The 21281-nt window shown below is 41.9% G+C and carries 17 protein-coding genes; 5 read left to right on the forward strand and 12 right to left on the reverse strand.

Annotation, left to right across the window (positions count from 1 at the left end):
* Position 1: 1 nt before the first annotated feature.
* From EC846_RS15900 to EC846_RS15925, 6 genes are read right to left on the reverse strand one after another with little or no spacing between them, the layout of a single operon-like run.
* A complete protein-coding gene (locus EC846_RS15900; RefSeq protein ID WP_069577263.1) occupies positions 2-1729 on the reverse strand; it encodes an ABC transporter ATP-binding protein in 1728 nt (575 codons plus the stop codon).
* Positions 1730-1743: 14 nt separating this feature from the next.
* Positions 1744-2883 carry an ABC transporter permease gene (locus tag EC846_RS15905; RefSeq protein ID WP_123775731.1) on the reverse strand — a complete coding sequence of 380 codons (1140 nt, stop codon included), beginning with the start codon at positions 2881-2883 and terminating at the stop codon, positions 1744-1746.
* 11 nt (positions 2884-2894) lie between these two features.
* The gene (locus EC846_RS15910; RefSeq protein ID WP_004770877.1) at positions 2895-3833 is read right to left on the reverse strand and encodes an ABC transporter permease; all 939 of its coding nucleotides are present in this window, start codon (positions 3831-3833) and stop codon (positions 2895-2897) included.
* Between the two features lie 12 nt (positions 3834-3845).
* Entirely contained in the window at positions 3846-5858 is a 2013-nt protein-coding gene (locus tag EC846_RS15915; protein ID WP_123775732.1) for a M3 family metallopeptidase, read from the reverse strand.
* Between the two features lie 26 nt (positions 5859-5884).
* Positions 5885-7702 (reverse strand): ABC transporter substrate-binding protein, encoded by a 1818-nt coding sequence (locus EC846_RS15920; RefSeq protein WP_123775733.1) that lies wholly within the window; start codon positions 7700-7702, stop codon positions 5885-5887.
* 14 nt (positions 7703-7716) lie between these two features.
* Positions 7717-9501 carry an ABC transporter substrate-binding protein gene (locus EC846_RS15925; protein ID WP_123775734.1) on the reverse strand — a complete coding sequence of 595 codons (1785 nt, stop codon included), beginning with the start codon at positions 9499-9501 and terminating at the stop codon, positions 7717-7719.
* A gap of 658 nt (positions 9502-10159) precedes the next feature.
* On the opposite strand from EC846_RS15925, the gene EC846_RS15930 reads away from it, so the two are divergent.
* From EC846_RS15930 to EC846_RS15950, 5 genes are all read left to right on the forward strand, one after another.
* Positions 10160-12841 carry a TonB-dependent receptor gene (locus tag EC846_RS15930; RefSeq protein ID WP_123775735.1) on the forward strand — a complete coding sequence of 894 codons (2682 nt, stop codon included), beginning with the start codon at positions 10160-10162 and terminating at the stop codon, positions 12839-12841.
* Positions 12842-12995: 154 nt separating this feature from the next.
* The gene (locus tag EC846_RS15935) at positions 12996-13709 is read left to right on the forward strand and encodes an energy transducer TonB (RefSeq protein WP_123775736.1); all 714 of its coding nucleotides are present in this window, start codon (positions 12996-12998) and stop codon (positions 13707-13709) included.
* Positions 13710-13749: 40 nt separating this feature from the next.
* On the forward strand, positions 13750-14625 hold the full coding sequence (locus EC846_RS15940; RefSeq protein WP_123775737.1) for a MotA/TolQ/ExbB proton channel family protein: 876 nt from the start codon (positions 13750-13752) through the stop codon (positions 14623-14625).
* A gap of 11 nt (positions 14626-14636) precedes the next feature.
* A complete protein-coding gene (locus EC846_RS15945) occupies positions 14637-15065 on the forward strand; it encodes an ExbD/TolR family protein (protein ID WP_123775738.1) in 429 nt (142 codons plus the stop codon).
* A gap of 15 nt (positions 15066-15080) precedes the next feature.
* Positions 15081-15497, forward strand: a complete 417-nt coding sequence (locus tag EC846_RS15950; protein ID WP_123775739.1) for an ExbD/TolR family protein — start codon at positions 15081-15083, stop codon at positions 15495-15497.
* 73 nt (positions 15498-15570) lie between these two features.
* Here EC846_RS15950 and EC846_RS15955 read toward each other — a convergent pair whose 3' ends face one another.
* The 6 genes from EC846_RS15955 to EC846_RS15980 all read right to left on the reverse strand — a co-directional run bounded on the left by EC846_RS15955 (position 15571) and on the right by EC846_RS15980 (position 21280).
* Entirely contained in the window at positions 15571-16236 is a 666-nt protein-coding gene (locus tag EC846_RS15955; RefSeq protein WP_123775740.1) for a hypothetical protein, read from the reverse strand.
* 210 nt (positions 16237-16446) lie between these two features.
* Positions 16447-17088, reverse strand: coding sequence for a dethiobiotin synthase (bioD, locus tag EC846_RS15960; protein WP_123775741.1), 642 nt, complete (start codon positions 17086-17088; stop codon positions 16447-16449).
* A complete protein-coding gene (bioC, locus tag EC846_RS15965) occupies positions 17085-17837 on the reverse strand; it encodes a malonyl-ACP O-methyltransferase BioC (protein ID WP_123775742.1) in 753 nt (250 codons plus the stop codon). The genes bioD and bioC overlap by 4 nt, the downstream gene beginning before the upstream one ends.
* Entirely contained in the window at positions 17834-18988 is a 1155-nt protein-coding gene (locus tag EC846_RS15970; protein WP_123775743.1) for an 8-amino-7-oxononanoate synthase, read from the reverse strand. The genes bioC and EC846_RS15970 overlap by 4 nt, the downstream gene beginning before the upstream one ends.
* Entirely contained in the window at positions 18975-20270 is a 1296-nt protein-coding gene (gene bioA / locus EC846_RS15975; protein ID WP_123775744.1) for an adenosylmethionine--8-amino-7-oxononanoate transaminase, read from the reverse strand. The genes EC846_RS15970 and bioA overlap by 14 nt, the downstream gene beginning before the upstream one ends.
* 287 nt (positions 20271-20557) lie before the next feature.
* Complete coding sequence (locus EC846_RS15980) at positions 20558-21280, reverse strand: hydrolase (RefSeq protein WP_123775745.1); 723 nt, start codon at positions 21278-21280, stop codon at positions 20558-20560.
* Between the last annotated feature and the right edge of the window lies 1 nt (position 21281).

Raw genomic sequence — 21281 nt, forward strand, 5'->3', positions numbered from 1 at the left:
TTTAATGATGGACGATCCCTTGTGGAATGGCATTCAGCAACTTCTTGGTATATTCATGTTGTGGATGCAAATACAGTTCATCAGAATTGGCAATTTCAACCAGTTCGCCATGATTCATCACCATCACCTGATCTGAAATATATTTCACCACGGATAAATCATGTGAAATAAAGATATAGCTCAACCCAAATTCATCCTGCAAATCTTGCAATAAATTCAGTACCTGTGCCTGCACGGATACATCCAGCGCAGAGACCGATTCATCACAAATCAAAATTTCAGGCTTTAGGGTTAAGCAACGTGCAATTGCGATGCGTTGTCGTTGTCCACCAGAAAACTCATGCGGATAACGATCATAGGCTTGCACAGGCAAACTGACACGTTCTAACAATTCCAGCGCTATTTTCTTACGCTCAGCATCATTTTGCCCAATGCCATGAATTCGCATCGGTTCTAACAAAATCTGTCCGATGGTAAAGCGTGGATTGAGGGATGCATAAGGATTCTGGAAAATGATCTGAATCTTACGTTGGTACTGACAAAACTCTTTCTCACTCATGGCAAGAATATCCTTTCCGCCAATCAAGGCCTGCCCACCCGTTGCTTCATGCAAACGCATCAGCAGTAAACCGATGGTGGTTTTTCCTGAACCCGACTCTCCCACCAATCCCAAAGTTTTACCTTTTGCCAATTGGAAGGACACACCTTTCACAGCCTGAAATTCATCTCTCCCCCATAAACCTTTACGACTATAAAAAGATTTCTTGAGATCTTTAACCTCTAAAATAATCTGTTCATCACCTTTCAGACCACGAGAACGCTGCTTGAGATTCAAATCAGATAACTGACTCACTTCCACCCATTGTCCATTTTCCTGCTTCATAAAATCACTGGTCACAGGTAAACGGTAAGGTCGTGAAGCAAGCTGCGGACGACAATGTAGCAAGGCTTTGGTATAGACATCCTGTGGCCGTTCCAGCACTTGCTCGACAGGGCCACATTCACGAATTTCCCCGTGACGCATAACAATCACTTCATCGGCAATTTCCCCGACCAGTGCGAGATCATGGGTAATAAACAACATCGACATCTGGTGACGTTGTCGTAACGATTCCAGCAAATCAATGATCTGTTTTTGAATGGTGACATCCAAGGCCGTGGTTGGCTCATCGGCAATCAGCAACTTTGGTTCACAGGCAATCGCCATCGCAATCATGACCCGTTGCTGCTGCCCGCCAGAAAGCTGGCTTGGATAAGCATCTATTTTGGTTTCAGGTGCAGGAATGCCGACTTCTCGCAGCAATTCCAGTACCCGCACTCTCGCTTCCTTCCGTCCCATATCCAGATGAATACGTAGCACTTCAGCAATCTGATCGCCCACGGTAAATACAGGGTTCAACGATGACATCGGTTCCTGAAAAATCATGGCAATCTCTTTACCACAAATCTTGCGAATTTCACCTGCCGATAAATGCAGTAAATCCTTGCCTTCAAATTTGATTTTGCTTTGTGCTGCAATTTGGCTCTGACCTTTTGGCAATAAGCCCATCACCGCCAGTGAAGTTACGGATTTACCGCTGCCAGACTCACCGACCAAAGCCACCGTTTTATTTTTAGGAATCGAAAATGAAATTCCTTTTACGGTTTCAATCCACTGTTTATTTTCACCTTTAAAGCTGACTTGAAGATTTTCAACCTGTAATAGCGGTAGTTCATTCTGATATTGCATATTTTCGCTCTCCGCTATTTCAGTTTAGGATCTAAAGCATCACGCAATGCATCGGTGAACATCGAGAATGCGGTGACCAACACAGCCATTGCAATTGAAGCGGCTGCCAGTTGCCACCATTTCCCCAAAATCAGTTCACTTTGCGCTTCATTCAGCATACTGCCCCAAGACACCACACCAACTGGCACACCAAAACCAAGGAAGCTCAGAATCACTTCCGATTTGATAAAAGACACCACCAGAATTGAAATCTGCACCAAGGCAATATGACTCACATTGGGAAAAATATGCACAAACATACGGCGTAAATGACTGACACCAATGGCTTTTGCTGCAAGCACATATTCGCGCGATTTGTGCTTCATATATTCGGCACGGATCAAACGGAATACCCCCGTCCAGCCAGTCAAACCGAGAATGAGAACAATCGACAAAATGCCTTTTTGCTGGAGTACAGCCGCAATCGCCAACACCAGTAACAAATAAGGAATCGAGGTGAAGATGTTGTAAAACCAGTTCAGGACATCATCGACCCAACCACCGAAATAACCTGCAATCGCCCCCAGAAAAGTACCAATCATCACAGCCAATACTGCCGACAACAAGCCAACTAGAATCGACGTTTCAGCCCCTTTAATGGTTTTCAGCAAGATATCTTGCCCCCATTTATCGGCACCAAAAGGCAAGGTACTTTTTAATTCCTGTTTTTGTTCCAGCAAATTTCCACCCAGTTGCTGATTGATTTGCTTCATATCCTCAGCTAACGGGTCAACCATACCGTAATCATCGATGTAACCACTTTGCTGCTCACTCTGGATCTCGGCATTCAATTGCTGGATCACATCTTTCAAGGGATCAACTGGATTTTCAGGCAAGCTTTCTGTGCTTTTCGCCGCTTCTTTCACATGGGAAGAATCCGCATCTGCCCCCAAAAAAGTCGGTGGCGCATAACTGACCGCAACTTCCTTATTCCAGTTTGATGCAATTACACCTGTCATGGACAAAGCCAGCAGGATGAAATAAAACAGCACCACAATAAATGAAACCACCGCAATACGATCTGATTTCAGTCGCTTTAATGCCAATTGCCATAATCCTGTCGCAGCAGTGGATTCATCAGAAGATGCTTTGCTTTTAAAAATTGTACTGAGCATTGTCATCCCCTCTACTTCAACTGAACACGAGGATCGAGGAGCTTATAAATCAGATCGGCGATCAGGTTAAAAATCATGGTCATTGCGGCGATATAAACGGTAATCGCTTTGATCACAGGAAAATCACTACGCTCTACTGCAATAATAATTTCTCGCCCGATCCCCGGAATCCCGAAAAAACGCTCAATCAAGAATGCACCAATTAATAAGGCGGGCAAACTTGCCATGACTTCAGTCACAATCGGAATGGACGCGTTACGGAGCACATGCACACCCAGTACGCGCGACTCGCCTACACCTTTGGCACGGGCAGTACGCACATAATCCTGATTAATTTCATCCAGCACAAAACTACGATACAGACGTAAAGTCGGCGCAATACTCACCACCAGCATAATTAGAATCGGCAATAATGCGTACTGGGTTAGGTTTTCACTAAAATTATCGCTCCAGCCCTGAACGGGAAACCAGCTCAGTTGGTACGCCAGCACATATTGAAAGACAATGATATAAACCAGAATACTGATTGACATTCCAATGGTGCACAGCATCATAACCATACGATCTGTCAGTGAGCCACGTACCGAAGCGACCGCTAAAGCCAATATGATTGAAATCACAGTCTGTAAAATGGTCAGCGGGATCAATAACGTCAGCGATGGCCCTAAACGGGTCAGAATAATCTGTGAGACCGATTCACCAGTACTCCAACTCACACCATAATCAAAGGTCAGAATCTGTTTAATAAAAATCCACAACTGCACGTAGTAAGGTTGATCTACGCCTAACTGTTTACGGATGTTTTCAATTTGCTCTGGGTTAGACATCTTCCCTGCCAGAATATATGCAGGGTCGCCCCCCACCCAGTTAAATAAAAAGAAAATCAGCAAAATAACACCCAACATGGTCGGGATCATTTGCCATAGTCTACGCACGACATAAGCAAGCATAATGGCAAATCCTTATTTGACCCGTTGACCTGTAATTTCACTAAAGAAGGCTTTGTTATCTGGTTCTCTGCCCAAGAAGTCCTTGACCAGTTGCGCAGCGCTCTTTTGGCTGCCCTGTGAAAGAATGGCTTGGCGATAGCGTTGGCCGACTGCTGGATTATTCAGGTTATCTCCAAATGCCGACAACATATCCAGCGCCAGTACTTCAGACCACATATAGCCATAGTAACCCGCCTGATACCCCATTAAATGCCCAAACTGGCCTGGAAATTCTGAGCTTGGCACATAGCCCAATGCCGTTGCCGATTCCATTTTTTTCCAGACATCCATCGGCTGTACTTTTAAGGCATCTGTGCCATGTAAAGCCATGTCATATTGTGCATACAGGGTTTGACGTGCATAACGCATACCGCGTCCATAATTGTGTACCGATTTCAGACGTGCGATCAGTGCATCATCGACCCGCGGACAAGCAGGATCACAATAGTCAGCAACTTTCGATAATGTTTCTTTACGGCGAGCCCATTCTTCATACATTTGTGAAGGTGCTTCAACAAAATCACGCTCTACTGAAGTACCTGACTGACCTGAATAGCGGGTTTTCGATAAAATGCCGTGCAACGCATGGCCGAACTCATGGACAAAGGTTTCTAATTCATCGCTATTTAGCCCTTTGCGGTTAAAATTAGTGACCAGCACCGAAATCGGTTTACGCTTGCTTAAGGTACTGCCGCCATATACGCCCCATACAGCCGCATGACCGTATTTGCCTTCACGCGGAAATTTATCCATATACAGGCCGCCCAGCACTTCACCTGTTTTCTTATCCGTTACATCATAATATTCAACTTCATCTTGCCATGTATCGACTTTGGCAGGCTTGAATTCGATGCTGTATAAGTCAGAAGAAATTGCAAATAACCACTTCTGAGCCGCAAGCGTCGGGAAATAATCACGAAGCTTTTCCTGATCAATCTGGTATTTCTGTTTACGTAACTTTTCGCTCCAGTAATTCACATTCCAGCGATTAATTTCTGTTTTTTCAATCGGCGTGTTTAAGGTTTTGGCTTTAAAAATTCGTAGTTCTTCAACTTCTTTTTGCTCTAAAGGCGCCACAACTTTATGCACATCAGCGAGAAAGTTATTCACTGCTTGTGGCGTTTTCGCCATACGTTTTTTTAATGCTAAATCGGCATAACTTGGCTGCCCAAATAACTGTGCAAGTTCATAACGTAAATCAATAATCTGCTTGAGTAAAACGAGATTCTTTTCTGTGCCACGACGGGTAAAGGCGGTTTGATAACGCTTGCGTGCATCATCACTGTCTGCCAGCTCCATGAAAGGTTGGTACTCAGGATACTCAAAGCCTAATAAATAATTGCCTTTGTCATTTTTCTTTAAACCTGCAATGTAACTATCTGGCAAGCCCTTCAGTTCCGCTGGAGTAAACTCGAGTTTTTCAGGATTATCACGAATATTGCGGGAGAATTCTTGCGAAAGTTTCGTCAATTCATCAAAAATATTTTTAACCCGAGTTCTCTTTTCAGGCGCTAATTGCACACCGGTATCTTCAAAAGTATCGAGGATGTCCTGACGATATTTGCGATCAATTGCATCTGCTGCCTTGGTATTTTTAATTCGTTGATACAGCTTTGGATTCTGATAGATTTCTGTTTGTAGCTGGTTCAATTTCACTTCACAGTCTTCGGCAGCTTTACGCAATTTCGCATCTGGATCAACATTGCTATATAAGCTGATCGGACCTGCAAAATCTTCAAACGTTGCCATCAGTTGATCCCACTCAGCCAATACTGGCCCAGCCGCAGACTGTGGCTTCACAGATTGTGTTTCGAGTTGAGCAATACGCTGTTGTAATTTTTCTAAGTTCGCATCACACCATTGAGCGCTAGCTGCTGTTTTTAAAATAGGTAAGGTGGTTCTTTCAGCCCAGATACTCTGGCTCATCCCTACAGTTGTCATGGATAACAAAGCCAGACTCGACAATTGCAATATTTTTTTCGCCATTTTTTCTCTCCAATTTGATTTGTTCGTTATTTCTTGTCTTGAATATCAATGTACATCCACTCTGCTGGCAAGATAGGATGCTTTTTATAGCCCAGCACACGAGGCTGTGCGACCACAGTTCGGTAACGGGTCGACATGAATTGTACGGGTGAGTAAAACTCTAAAAGACGTGACATTTTGCGATACAGCATATCGCGCTCAGGCCCATCATCAAGTCTGAGTGTTTGTTCATATAAACGGTCATATTCTGGTAATTTAAAGCAGGTATGATTGGTTGCATGAATATTATTGCCGTAGAACAACTGCATAAAATTATCGGCATCAGGATAATCAGCAATCCACGCTGAGGCTTTGAACATGGTCTTACATTGTTTTTCAGCCTTTAAACCTTCCGCAAAAGGCACTGGCTTGGACACCATATTAATTTTGATATTGCCCAAATCCTTCTTGAGTAGCTCAGCCATTTGCATACTACGGGCACTGCTGGTAGAAGGCATAAACTCAATCACCAGCGGCTTGCCATCAGGAAATCTTCGCCATCCATCTGCACCAACTTTATAGTTATAACGATCCAGTAACAGATTGGCTGCCTTCACAGAATAAGGCACACTGCTTTTATAATCAGGGTCATGCCCCGCAACCCCATAAGGGATCGGAGACTCCAGCTTTTTGGCATTGCCCTTGGCTAAAATGCTGATAAATTTTTCTTTGGAAATCGCCATAGACATGGCACGGCGTAATGCAATTTTATCTTTACCAAAACCACCGACAACAGGATTCTGGATATTCCAGTATAAATAATCAATCGACGGATCTGGGATACGTGACAATTGAACGCCCTTTTTGGCTAACTCGGGTTTTAAACTTCCATCTTGTTGTATGGCTTGTGCTGGTAATTCACCATCCAGCGTAAATAAATCCAGTCCATCTTTCTGAAAAGCTAACCATCCTGATTGTGATTCTTCAATAACTCGAATATCAATCACACCGATCTGTGGCATTTTTTTGCCTTGCATCTGCTGGACGATTTTCTGCTCATCTGGACTGCTTGCTTTAAAATTCCAGGTAAAACCACGATAATCAGGATTCGCCTTTAGGATAATCCGTGAACCTGGCGTCCAATGTGCCAGCACATAAGGACCTGTTCCAACAGGATGCGCCATCGCATAGCCTGTTGTTTTATCCCGATAATGCTCAATCACTTCTCGTGCTACTGCCCCTGTCGGTTGATGGGCAAGCAGCATAGGGAAATTATGATTCGGCGCTTTTAAGCGAATCACCAAGGTATAACGATCAGGTGTCTGGATGCCACTGACTGGTTGATCATAATTAAATTTTCCCGATTTACTGGCCTGTTGAATTAAGGCATCCATCCCGTCAATTTTATCTTCGAATAACCAACTATTCGGCGAACGTAAATTCGGATCAAGTAACCGCTTATAGGAATAGGCATAGTCTGCCGCCGTCAACTCTCTGCGCTTGCCTTTAAACACAGGATCAGAAGCAAAATAAATCCCTTTCTTCAGTCGGATGGTATAGGTCAGACCATCTGCACTCACCTCAGGTAAAGCAACTGCAGTATTGGGAACCAGTTTTGCTGGGGATGCTAAATAATCATAGGTATAGAGCGTTTCAAAGACTGAATATAAAATATGAGCAGAATAAAGGTCTTGTACAGCTACAGGATCAAAACCTGTTTCCGCAACAGGAAAGGCATAACGTAATACTTTTTTGGGATCTGCTGGGCTCTTAGCGATTGCTGTACTGAATGCACTCGCAAATGTTGTCCCCACTAACAGTGCCAACCCCATACGTGATATAGAAAGTTTAAAATTTTGCTTCATCAGGTATACATCACTTATTTTTGATTTGGTTCAGCAATATCCAGATATTGCCAATTGCTATTCATAATAGGATGAGCCTTGAATCCCAGCACTTCTGGCTGAATCAACCAGTTGCGAATACGGGTATCCTGCAAGATCCAGATATTGTCTGCTTCAATTTGACGACTCATTTTTTCATAGAATGGCATGCGTTTTTCAGGTGGTTGCTGCATCGCCTGCTTATATAAATTGTCATAAGCGACAGATTGATAGCAGGACTGATTGCCACGTCCAACATTTGGCCCATAGAGTAATTGAGTGAAGTTTTCCCCCTCTGGGTAATCAGCATGCCATGCACCGCTCCACATCATGTATTTACACTGTGATGAAGCTTTTAAGTTATCCGCAAAATTACTGACTTTAAAATCAGAACGTATTCCAATTGCATCCAGACTTTTTTTCCAGAGTTCCGAATACATCACTTTTGCCGAACCAGTTTCCGTATTGATTTTTAACGTCAGCGGCTTTCCATTTGGAAGATTGCGATAGCCATCTGCGCCTTTTTTATAACCAAAATGATCTAGCAGTTTATTGGCTAATACAGGATTGTAAGCAATGCTACTGCGGTAATTTGGATTGTGCCCACTCACGCCTTCTGGCACCAGCATTTCTGCTTTCACCGCTTGTCCCTTGCGTAGTATGCGAATATATTCATTCACATTAAAAGACAGCGCGATGGCGCGTCTTAATGCCACTTTATCCAGACTGTTTCCGCCCACCACTGGATCACGCATATTCAACATAGAATAGGTAATCTCAGCCTCTTTATTGGCATAGAGACGAATGCCCTGTTTCTGCATCGCCGGTTTTAACTGGTTATTTTGATCCAGAACTTTGGGGATGGCATTTTCTGTGACTTTATCAAAATCAAGTTGCTTGGATTGAAATGCTAACCAGCGAGACTGTTCTTCTTCGATAATGCTGATATTGACCTTGCCAATTTGCGGCATTTGCTTGCCGCTCATTTCCCTGACCAGTTGATTGTCCCATTCCGTACCCGAGGATTTGAAATTCCAGACAAAGCCTCGATAATCAGGATTGGCCACCAACTCAATTTTACTGCGAGGTACATATTTACTTAGCATATAAGGCCCCGTACCCACAGGATGCATCGCAAGACGATCTTTATAATATTCAACAACTTCACGTGCAACTGCACCAAATGAACTATAAGCAAGAATATAAGGAAAGTTATAATCAGGTTGAGTTAATGTGAATTGAATCGTATATTTATCTAATGCTTTAAGACCTTCTATCTTGGCATCATAATTAAACTTTCCAGTTTTCTTGGCTTGTTCGACCAGTGCATTGGCACCCACAATTTTATTATCAATAAAAGAAAATGATGAGGCATGATTTTTAGGATCTAAAATACGTTTAATGGAATAAACATAATCTTCGGCTACCAGCTCCCTGCGCTTGCCTTTAAATGCAGGATCATCCGTAAAATAAATCCCTGATTTTATTTTAAAGATATAGACTTGCCCATTTTTTTCAATAGTCGGCATTTTTTTCGCTGTTGCAGGGATCAGTTTAACTGGATTTGCCAGATAATCATATTGCACAAGCCTTTCAAAAATTACATCCGCCACATTCCCACTATAAAAATTGAAAGTTTTAACCATGTCAAAACCATCATCTGGTGCTTCAAAAGCAACCCGAAGGACTTTATCCGCTTGAGCAGGTGTTTTTGCATAAACATTTGGCATGAATGCAATCACGCTGGATAAAACAGTGACCGTAAAAAAAATAGACTTCAAATCGATACTCACATCATCGTTTTTTAATAAATACTAGACTTTTGCATAGCATTCAACACCACTACCGTTTCTCTTGCCACGATTCAAATCCAAATTTTTCATCAAAAAATCATTTACTTAATAAAAATTTACCATTTGTAAAAATTAAACCATAAGAAAAAACGCTTCATAGCTGAAAATTACCTTGCTAATTTCATGCCACTTTTCAAATAAAAAAATCATGATTACTTTTTAACCAATACTTATTTAAATCAAATCTGGTTTTCAGGCATCTTAAATAAAAGTAACTTTATGCCAAATCATATTTTTTTATATTATTTCCCATTTCAATGAAATCAGAATAATAAAATACATGTTTTATTGAAATAGGAAAGTATTTGCACTACAAAAAAGCAAAAATAAAACTTTATGATTCATTTTAATGCATCATCTGTGAACATTCATTTTGTAACTTTATGACAACCTTCCACTCTCTTCATTATTTTTTGGTTTTTTAATATTTAGTAAAAATATGAAAAGCTTATATATAAAAACTAAAACACTTTTACATAATTTATTCTACATTAAGCGAAATCTAAAAATAGGGCTTGGCACAGGTCTTGCTAAAACGGATTTATCTAATTTTAGAGTGGCAAACCATTTAGGGGTTCAATAAACAATGAAAAAAGCCAACTTCGCTGCACCAGACTTCACACAAAAATCGGGTAAAACCCTGCTTAAACTCAGTACATTGAGCTTAAGTATGCTATGCCTGACCATGGCACATGCTGCCGATACGGAAACCACCACTGAGGAAAAACCAACCAAGGTTGTTAAGGTCGCCGTAACAGGATCTTCGATCAAAGGCGTTGCGGCACAAAGCGCCTCGCCTATTACAATTGTCAAAGTAGACGAAATTCTGAAACAAGGGGTAACCACGACAGAAGAAGCGCTTTCAAAAATTACAGCAAACCAGTCTGGCTTTGTCACCGCACTTAATGTTGGGGCAAGTAATACTTCTGGTTCAACCGCCGATCTACGAGGTATAGGTGATAATAAAACCCTAATTTTACTCAATGGCCGCCGTTTGGCTGCCAATGCGTTTGATAGCGGGGTAACCAACCTAAATATCATTCCGCTCGCCATGTTAGAACGTATTGAAATTGTCCGTGACGGTGCTTCTGCAATTTATGGTACAGATGCCATTGGTGGCGTAATTAACTTTATCACCAAGAAACAATTCACAGGACTCAATATCAGTGGCGGCTTAGTCCAGCCTGAACATCAAGGCGGCGATAAGCAAGACATTTCTATTTTCGGTGGTTATGGCGATCTTGATGAACAGGGCTTCAATATCTTTGGTGTTATCGATTTTCGTCATGCCAACGATATCATGGCAAAAGATCGCAAAACCAGCAGAAGAGGTGCTTACCTTCCTGAATTAGGAGTAGATGGGCGTAGCTCAGCAACTTTCCCTGCAAATTTTAATGGCAAAAACCCATATGCCTCAAATAACTGTAATAACATGCCATATACCGAAGCTGTAGATGACTTGTGTTTAGTCAATACACAAGCATTGATTGGTGTAGTACCGCAGACAGAAGATCTTTCTGTTTTAGGTCGGGCAACTTTTAAACTCACTGACCACTTCACGGCGATTGGTGAATATGTCTATGCCAATAGCAAGGTCAAGGTTTCAATTGCACCTGATGTATACAATGGTAATAACAAGGTACAGATCGGAAAAGATAGTAAATACTATCCAGGCAATGGAATCGTTCCCGCTGTTGATGGTGTAACAGGTGATCCCTTATCACTGTCTTTACGCTCACAAGCAGGTAATCGTGTTAATCAATCTGAAAATGAATCACATCGCGTATTTGCTGGTATTGAAGGTGATGCTTATGGCTGGGACATCAATACAGGTCTAACCTATGCGCGTAGTACCTCAAAAGACGAAGTATTAAGCGGTTATCTCAATAAAGGTACCGTCCAAGATGCACTTAATGCAGGAATCCTCAATCCATTTGGCCCCCAAGCTACTGGGGATAACCCAAATATCTGGAATACATTTGCACTTTCTGGTGAAACAAATAAAGCAAAAATAGAATCGACTACAGTCGATTTTACTGCAAGCCGTCCAATTTATACCCTTCCTGCAGGTGATGTCGGCTTTGCTGTTGGCGCTAGCTTCCGTCATGATGACTGGACTTCAGATGTAAATGCCAGCCTAGCTGCCCTGCTGCCAAGTATCGGAACAGATCCAACTAATCCACATCAGGAAGGCAAACGCGATATTACCTCAGCATTTACCGAACTACAGATTCCACTGCACAAAACCTTAGAAGCTCAGATAGCAGCCCGCTACGACAATTACAGTGATTTTGGCGATACCTTCAACCCTAAAGTTGCCTTCCGCTGGGAGCCAATTAAACAGTTGATGTTCCGTACCTCCTACAGTACAGGTTTTCGGGCACCTAATCTCTATGAAATCAACAAAAATAATAGCCGAACACTAACAGGCGGAAAATATGATGACCCAGTCTTATGTCCAGGTGGCCAAGTTGCTCCTGGTGGTACAGCCACTGAAGACTGCGGGCAACAGTTTGATCGTATGCAAGGTGGTAATAAAAATCTAGAACCTGAAAAGTCGACATCAATCACGGCAGGTTTCGTATTAGAGCCAGTTAAAAATCTGGTCTTTTCACTTGATTATTACAATATTGAAGTCAAAAACCAGATTTCAGCCTTAGATGCAAATACTATCTTTAATTCTCCAGAAAAATATAAAGATAAATTTGTCCGTAAAGCAAACGGTTCAATTGACTACATCATTACCACCATGCAAAACATGGGCGATTTAAAAACCCAAGGTTTTGATGTCAGCTTGAACTACTTATCACCAATAACATCTACAGGGCGTTTTGGTTTCGGTATTGATGGAACCTATGTCACCAAATATGACTACCAAAACGAGAAGGATGGTGAATGGTTCAGTAGCTTAGGACAATATCGTGATGCGGGTCCGACTATTCGCTGGAAACATGTTGCCAACCTTAACTGGAGCTATGAAAACTGGGCTATGAATTTCCAACAGCAGTTTACTCGTGGCTATAAAGATCAAAATACAACAGGTGATGAGAAATATGATCACCATCGTGTAAGTGACTATACCTTATACAACATTTCAGGAACTTATAAAGGATTTAAAAATCTGGACTTAACAGCTGGGATTAAGAATATCTTTGATGCAGAGCCTGCGGCGTCAAATGTGGGTGATAACTTTCAGTATGGTTACGATCCTCGTTTCACAGACATTACTGGTCGTACCTACTTTGTTCGCGGTACTTATAAATTTTAATGTGTTTCGCCACTACGACATGATGTTCCCTCTGTCGTAGTGGTTCACCGTAATCCTCTGATTCATCAAAAATTAACGCGGTCAGTATCAATTTTTTAATTGATCCCCTCCTCCAAACGACGATGAATCCATGATTACAATTTCAGGAGTAATTATGGGCATCCCCTTTTCTGAGAATGAAAATCAACCTGCCAAACGCCTGGTTGGCATTGGTCTGGTGTTATTTCTACATCTCATTATCGCCTATATTCTGATGACAAGTTTATCGACTGACTTTACCAAGCCTGTCGATAGGCCTGTAGAACTACAGATTATTCAGGACATCAAACCACCACCACCTCCAAAACCAGAGGAACCAAAACCAAAAGAAAAGCCACCCGAGCCACCGAAAATGGTAGAGAAAGTGGCAAAAATGCCAGATCCACCAAAGCAGGTGGAGAAAGCCATGCCTGTGCAAAAACCGGCACCAGCGCAACCGACCCAAACAGCAGTTGCAACACCAACGCCTGCCCCCGCAACACCAAGCCCGAGTCCAGTTGCAGCGCCTGTCGCATCAGCCGCGCCTGCAGCTCCTGCCAAACCCGCAGGGATTTCACGTGGTGTTTCCGAAGGTGAAGCGGGTTGTCAAAAACCTGAATATCCGCGTGAAGCCTTGATGAATGAGGAAGAAGGCACTGTACGTATTCGAGTATTGGTCGATGCCTCTGGCAAGGTGATTGACTCAAAAGTGAAAAAATCGAGTGGCAGTAAAAGTTTAGATAAAGCAGCAATCAAAGCTTATAGCCTGTGTACTTTTAAAGCAGCGATGAAAGACGGTGTACCACAACAAGAATGGTACGAAATCGAATATCCATTCACGATTTCCTAATTAAACGAATTGAATAAACAAATTTTTGGAGAATTTAAAGATGAAAAACACAGCAAAACATATTTCACGAATCGCAGCAATTTGCCTCATCGCAGGTACCACCTTACTCCCAGTTGCAACAGTGTGGGCAGATGAAACCACGCAAACCACAGCAGTAACCAGCGTCAGTGCAGATGCTACAAACCAAGCGGCACCGACACCACCGCCATTACCAGCAACAGCTGAAAAAGTACATAACCCTTATGGTTTAGAAGCGCTCTGGCGTGAGGGTGATTTGGTTGCAAAATCGACTTTATTTATCTTGGTACTGATGTCGATTGGCACGTGGTACATCATTCTGTCTAAAGTCTTTCAGCAAAGTAAAATCAAACGTCATGCCACTGAAGCTGAACGTAACTTCTGGGAAGCTGAGTCTTTGAATAGTGCTGCCGACAGCTTAAATGCAAACAGTAGCTATCGCTATATTGCAGAAAAAGGCATTCGCTCGACCAAACACCATGACGGCACTTTATTAGAACGTATTGATTTCAATACATGGGTGACCATTTCAATTCAGCGCGCCATTGAAAAGGTGCAAAGTCATCTCAGCAATGGCCTAGCCTTTCTTGCAACGGTTGGTTCAACAGCGCCATTTGTCGGCTTATTCGGAACGGTTTGGGGAATTTATCACGCCCTTACTGCGATTGGCATTTCTGGCCAAGCGTCAATTGATAAAGTGGCTGGCCCTGTGGGTGAGGCATTGATTATGACTGCAATTGGTCTTGCGGTCGCAGTACCTGCTGTACTGGGCTATAACTGGTTAACTCGCCGTAATAAAGCCGTAATGGACAATGTCCGCTCATTTGGTTCAGATCTACACGCCGTCTTACTCAGCGGTGACTTAAACGGCAATCACCCAAACCGTGATTCTAAATAAGGAATAACACTATGGGCATGATGATTAATTCAGATCAAAGTGATGATGATGTGATCGGAACGATTAACACGACACCGCTAGTCGACATCATGCTGGTGCTACTGATTATCTTTTTAATCACAGTTCCAGTGGTCACGCATACGGTTCCGGTAAAACTACCAGAAGAAAAAAATACACCTTATGCCACGACACCACAAAATATCCAGCTCTCAGTGAATAAAACAGGCGATATTTTCTGGAATGAACAACATGTAACGAATAAAGAAACTTTACTTACTCGTTTGCAGGCTGAAGCGCAAAAACGTCCGCAGCCTGAAGTTCATATTCGTGGCGATCAACTAACCCATTACGAAGCAATTGATCAGGTGATTAGTACGACTCAGCAAGCGGGTATTGGCAAAATTGCATTTGTCACCACCCCACCTGCAACTTCGCCATAACAGGAGGAATCACACATGGGTATGAATGTGGGTTCAAAAAATGATGAAGAAGATGTGATGCTCGACGTCAACATGACACCTTTGATTGATGTCATGTTGGTGCTGTTGATCATGTTCATTATCACTATCCCGATTCCGAACAATGCTATTAACATCAACTTGCCAAATGGTACACCGCCGCCAACGGATCAGAAACCACCAGAAACCATTAACCTGCGTGTCGACGCACAAGGGCATATTTTCTGGAATGATCAAGCAGTGGCTGACCGTCAGGCACTTAAGGTTTTATTCGAATCTGTGGCTCAAAAAGCCGATCAGGATCAAATTAAATTTAAACCTGATGCTCAAGCGGAATATAAAAATATTGCGATGGTGATGGCGCTGGCTCAACAAACCAATGTCACTAAAATTGGCATCGTCAGTAATAACTAGATAATAAAAACAAGAAATTATTCCAATAATGAGATTTTACTCCTGCGCTAACAAGTTCGCTTGTTGGCTTTTTTTATTTTATTTCACTGATCACAATCGGAATCAGCTTGCTGCTGACTTTATAGCCTTGGGGTTTATTATTGCAGGCATTCCCTGTAACTGTAGTTTGAACAACATAAGGTGCATAAGGCATAACATTTAAATAGCCCGAATTATCCCGACCAGTTCGGCAATCCTCTGCACCTAATTTGTCATCATAGCGTCCATCATAGGAAGATTCTTCGAGCTCTGCAATCAGCTTACTCGTCCATTGATTTAAATAAACTAGACTTTTACTCGATTCAACTGTCCCCTGACCTGAACCTGCACTTTCAATTTCCACCAACTGAATCGGTTTACCTTTATAAACAGTGGAATGTACTGTGAAGCTATTTGATTGACCACCAAACGCTTTTAATATTCGCGCCTGCTTTAATTTTGGACGGGTTAGCACATAACCTCCCCAAAAGTTACGCCCTGCATTTTCAAAACTCACACCTGATAGATAAGCTTCTTCTCCCGAGATCAACTTCACTGCTTCGGTGGAATCAATTTGAATGGCTTGAGGTGGATTGGCATTTGAATCTTGAAAGTTGGTGATCCAACTAATAATAGTTTTATCACTAGGTACAGCAGCATGAGTTGTCGAGATTAGACTTGATAGACAGAGTGTTATAAAAATAAATTTCTTTTTATTCATTATTAGTCACCTTAAATTTATTAGCTATCGTGACGGCGGCATGGATGCCGCCCGTAGGGCTGCGGTATAAGGATATACCGTCAGCCCTACAAAGGATTTTTGTTACTTTTCATCCTTGAAAAGTAAGATCATGTGGTATTCATTTGAGAAAACTCGGGAAGACACTGTGGTTCCCCCTATTGAATAAGATTCTAAATTTAATGAATTAAATTAGAATTTTTCCAACTCAATCCATTGAGCATCAGGAAAATGCTTTGCCAAATAAGCTTTTAGATAATCAGCCGTATCTTTTGAAATGATCGGATCTTTTGACTCATCCTTTAAGTTATACACCAAAGCATGCAAACTCAAACCACGCTGCTTTAAAGCCTCTAAACTCAGCAAAGTATGATTAATACTGCCTAAACGACCAGAAGTCACCAAAATCACAGGAAATTGATGCTGCACAATATAATCAATGGTCAGTAATTCTGTGGTTAAAGGTACCATTAAACCACCGGCCCCTTCCAACAGTACCACATCAAAACGCTGGGCAAGTTCTTTAGTCGCAGCTTCAATCTTGGCAAAATCTAAATCTCGCCCATCCAAACGCGTCGCTAAATGAGGTGAAGCCGGATACGTAAAAATTTCAGGCATGGTCAGTTTGTCATAATCTTCCTGAAACCAGCCACTGCCCATAATTTCACGATGTTTTTCGATATCTTCCGAGATATCGACATTACCCGTTTGCACCAACTTCTGGGTAATGACGCGCTGCCCCTGTTCTGTCCAAAGCTTGGCGAGATAGCCTGTGGCATAAGTTTTACCAATCTCAGTATCAATACCACTGACAAAATAAATTGCTGCACTCATGCTGCTCTCCGCGCGATCACATAAATCGGATGATAAGTCAGGCGAAAACCCTGCTCATCATGAAACTGTTCAAAATCTGAATAAAATTGTTGCAAGGATTGCTTGGTCCAACGATGCGACTTTGCTGTTGCCGTTACCCCTGTCGCTTTTAAATGCTGCAATACCGATTTCGGATGATCAAAATAACACTGCTTATGATCTTGGTACATGAACAGCACTTCAAAACCTTGTTGTTCAAGCTGCTGTTGCAAAGTATCCAAATCGACATAATTTAACCCCTGTCCTGTTAACTGCTTAATTTCTGTTAAATTGTCAGGGCCAAAGCTAGAAAAACAAAAATAGGCATTCGGTTTTAATGCAGAATGAATCCGTTGTAATAAAGCTGGTAAATCAATCATCCACTGTAATGCTGAACTGGAAATTACAGCATCCAAGGATTGAGGTAAAATCAGTTGCTCAATATCACCGATCAACCAATTAATCTTGTCGACGCTTGAAAAATGCTGCTTAACATCGTCATACAAGTCATTTAAAAACAGTTGCTCAACTTGAAAATGAGACTGAAACAAATGAGTTAAATTGCCTGAACCACAACCAATCTCAAGTACAGAAGCTAAATATTGCGGACAATAAACTTTGAGATATTCAAATAGCTGTGCACTAATTTGCTTTTGTATAACCGCATGCTCAACATAGCTTTGTCCTGCTTTGGCAAAACGCTGCGCAACCAGTGCTTTATTGATGCTCACAAACACTCCACCAATTGTTCCAATTCATTTTTTTGTACCATAGAGGTCAACGAGATACGTAAACGTGAACTATTCTGCGGTACGGTTGGTGGTCGTACTGGCATGGCATAAAAACCCTGTTGCTGCACATAACGAGCTTTTTCAATTGCAGCTTGGCTTTCTCCGACAATAATCGGAATGATATGGCTGCTGGATGGACTTGAGAAACCTTTTGCAATCACTGCCTGCTGTAAATACTGACTGATTTCAGCCAAGTGCTGCCGCTGTTTCTGCATGTTCAAAACTTTGTTAAAGATAAAATCAGACCATGCCATCGAAATTGGCGGCAATGCGGTACTAAAAATCAGTGGACGCATTTTATTGATGAGATAGTCACGGATAATTGGATCACAAATAAGATAACCACCCACCGACGCAATCGCTTTACCGAAAGTTCCCACTAGAAAATCAATCTGATTCAGCACGCCATATTGCGCGGCACAGCCAAGTCCTTGCTCACCTCTTACGCCGATGGCATGCGCCTCATCCACGTACAACATGGTTTTAGCAAAGCGTTGTTTTAGCTGAGCCAATGCCGCTAAATCAGTCTCGTCACCATCCATACTAAAAATACTTTCAGTCACCACAATAATGCGTTCAATTTGCTCATCTTGATGATACTTCTGCAATAATTGTTCCAGATGCTGCAAATCATTATGTCGGTAACGTACATATTGAGCAGTTGATAACCGAATCCCATCAATCATACTGGCATGCACTAATTTATCAGCCAGAATCACAGTTTTACTATCCGCCAAAGCAGGTAAGATACCGATATTCATGTGATAGCCACTGTTGAATAATAAGGCAGCACGACCAAATGCTTTGCTTAGGCTATTTTCAAATTGTTCATATTCCGCAAAATTACCAGTCAGTAAGCGCGACGACGATGAACTAAATAATGCACGTTCGATTTTCAATGTATCGAGAAATTCTTCTCTTAAACTTAAATCTGCGGCCAAGCCCAAATAATCATTGGATGCCAAATTCAACATGGTCCGATCTTGGATGGTAATCCACTTTCCCTGCTGTTGATTTGACGTAAATTGACGAAAATTTCCATGTTGTTTGAGCTGGTCAAGGTGCTCGGCATAATGATCAAGCAAGGACATTGGCATTAACTCCCTGCATGCTTTTCACTACTTCGATCAACTGTGCTAATAAATAGTGTAGTTCATCATCGCTAATCACATACGGCGGCATCACATAGACCAATTTTCCAAATGGTCGTACCCAAATGCCACGTTCCACAAACTGTTGCTGTAAGGTTTTCATATCAACATTTGTGGTTAATTCAACCACCCCAATCGCCCCTAAAACCCGTACATCTGCAACATGGTCAAGCTGAGCTAAATCGGTTAATTGTTCAGCCAGAATCTTTTCAATCCGTTGAATATTGGCTTGCCAATCTTGCTCTACCAATAATTGGGTACTTCTTAATGCAACCGCACAAGCCAATGGATTCGCCATAAAGGTTGGGCCATGCATAAAGACACCTGCTTCACCACGACTGATGGTTTCAGCTACCTGCTTGGTGGTTAATGTTGCGGATAATGTCATATAGCCACCAGTCAAACCTTTACCGATACACATAATATCGGGTTCAACTTGCGCATGTTCCCAAGCAAACATTTTGCCTGTACGCCCAAAACCTGTTGCGATCTCATCAAAGATCAACAATAAATTATATTGCTCACATAAAGCTTTGGCTTGACGTAAATATTCAGGATGATAAAAACGCATGCCGCCCGCACCTTGTACAATCGGCTCAATAATCAGTGCAGCAATGCTGTGATGATGCTGTTCAATCTGCTGTTTCAGTTCCTGAATATCTTGCGGATCCCATTCTCCATCAAATCGACTTTGTGGCGCAGGGACAAAAATTCGATTCGGTAAACTTGTACCAAAAATCTGATGCATCCCTGTGACTGGATCACACACCGACATCGCATTCCATGTATCGCCATGATAACCAGAACGGGTGGTAATAAAGTTAGTTTTGGCTGGTTGATTCAGTGCTGTCCAGTATTGAACTGCCATTTTTAAAGCGACTTCAACTGAAACCGAGCCTGAATCAGCATAGAAAATCTTATCTAAATTTGGCGGGGTAATTTTTAATAATAATTTGCCTAACTCAATCGCAGGTTCATGGGTCAAACCACCGAACATGATATGCGCCATCTTTTGCAATTGATCTGAAACCGCTTGGTTAAGCTCAGGATGGTTATAGCCATGAATCGCACACCACCATGATGACATGCCATCAATCAAGGTTTTTCCATCCTCTAGTTCGATGGTCGCACCATAGGCACGTTTGACTTTAAAAGTTGGCAGTGGATTTAACATCGAAGTATAAGGATGCCATATATGTTCTAAATCAAATAAATCGGTCATCCTTTATTTACTCCTCATCCTAAGCCAACTAAATTCATGGCAATGTCTACGATCATGGGGGCGGCATGGATGCCGCCTGTTAAGCTGTGGTACAAGGATGTACCATCAGCTTAACAAATGCCTTTGCTTACTTTGGGCGAAACCAAAGTAAGTCTAGCTGAAAGCTTATCCAGAAATTAAATTAAAACTCAGCACGACTCCGCCCTAACAAATATAAAATCTTTAGACATCATCTTAAACTTGTCAAAATCTAAAATAAATTGCGAGAACTCTCAATTCAAACAAGATTAAACCTTCTCATTCAGAAAATCCTCAATTATTTGCACAGTCTGCTCAACCATAAAGCATGGAAAACCGTGTGAAGCCCCTTCAACAGAAACAATAGATAAATTCTTTGCAGACAAATTATCAAGATTACACACAACTTGGTAAGGAACTAAAGCATCATGCTCAGCAAACACATGCAACTGCCCACCCTGATTATTTTTATACATTTCAACCAGATTTAATTGCTCCAGCAACTGCAACCCATCCCGAAGCGATGCAATCGGTTGCGGACGAATCAATTTTTGCATGGTCAAGAAATCTTTTTTTGCCGAACTTGCGCCTTGACACACCAATAAGCCAAATCGTTTTAGCGTAGTAATCGCATCCTGTTCAAATGACTGCTTAAACTGCATAAAGGTGTCTACAGGCATTGCTGCCGACCAATCCGATTGAACAACAAAACAGGGATTTGAAGCTAAAGTGATTAAAACTTTCTGTTGAGTATATTGTTGTTGTATTTGATTGACCAAGATTGTTGCTAGTTGTCCACCAAGCGACCATCCGATAATCACATCAAATTTCACTGCAAGTTCGACATGCTGTTGCAACATGTCATCATCCAGCGCATTAAAGATATTGATTCGCTCAACCACATGTCCTTGTTTCTCTAAAGCCTCATGTAACGGTTTTAATAATTCGGCACCACCGCCCCATCCTGTAATCAGTAAAATCTTTTGTTCCACA

Source organism: Acinetobacter sp. BIGb0102 (assembly GCF_003815055.1).
In the GTDB taxonomy this organism is placed as follows: domain Bacteria; phylum Pseudomonadota; class Gammaproteobacteria; order Pseudomonadales; family Moraxellaceae; genus Acinetobacter; species Acinetobacter vivianii.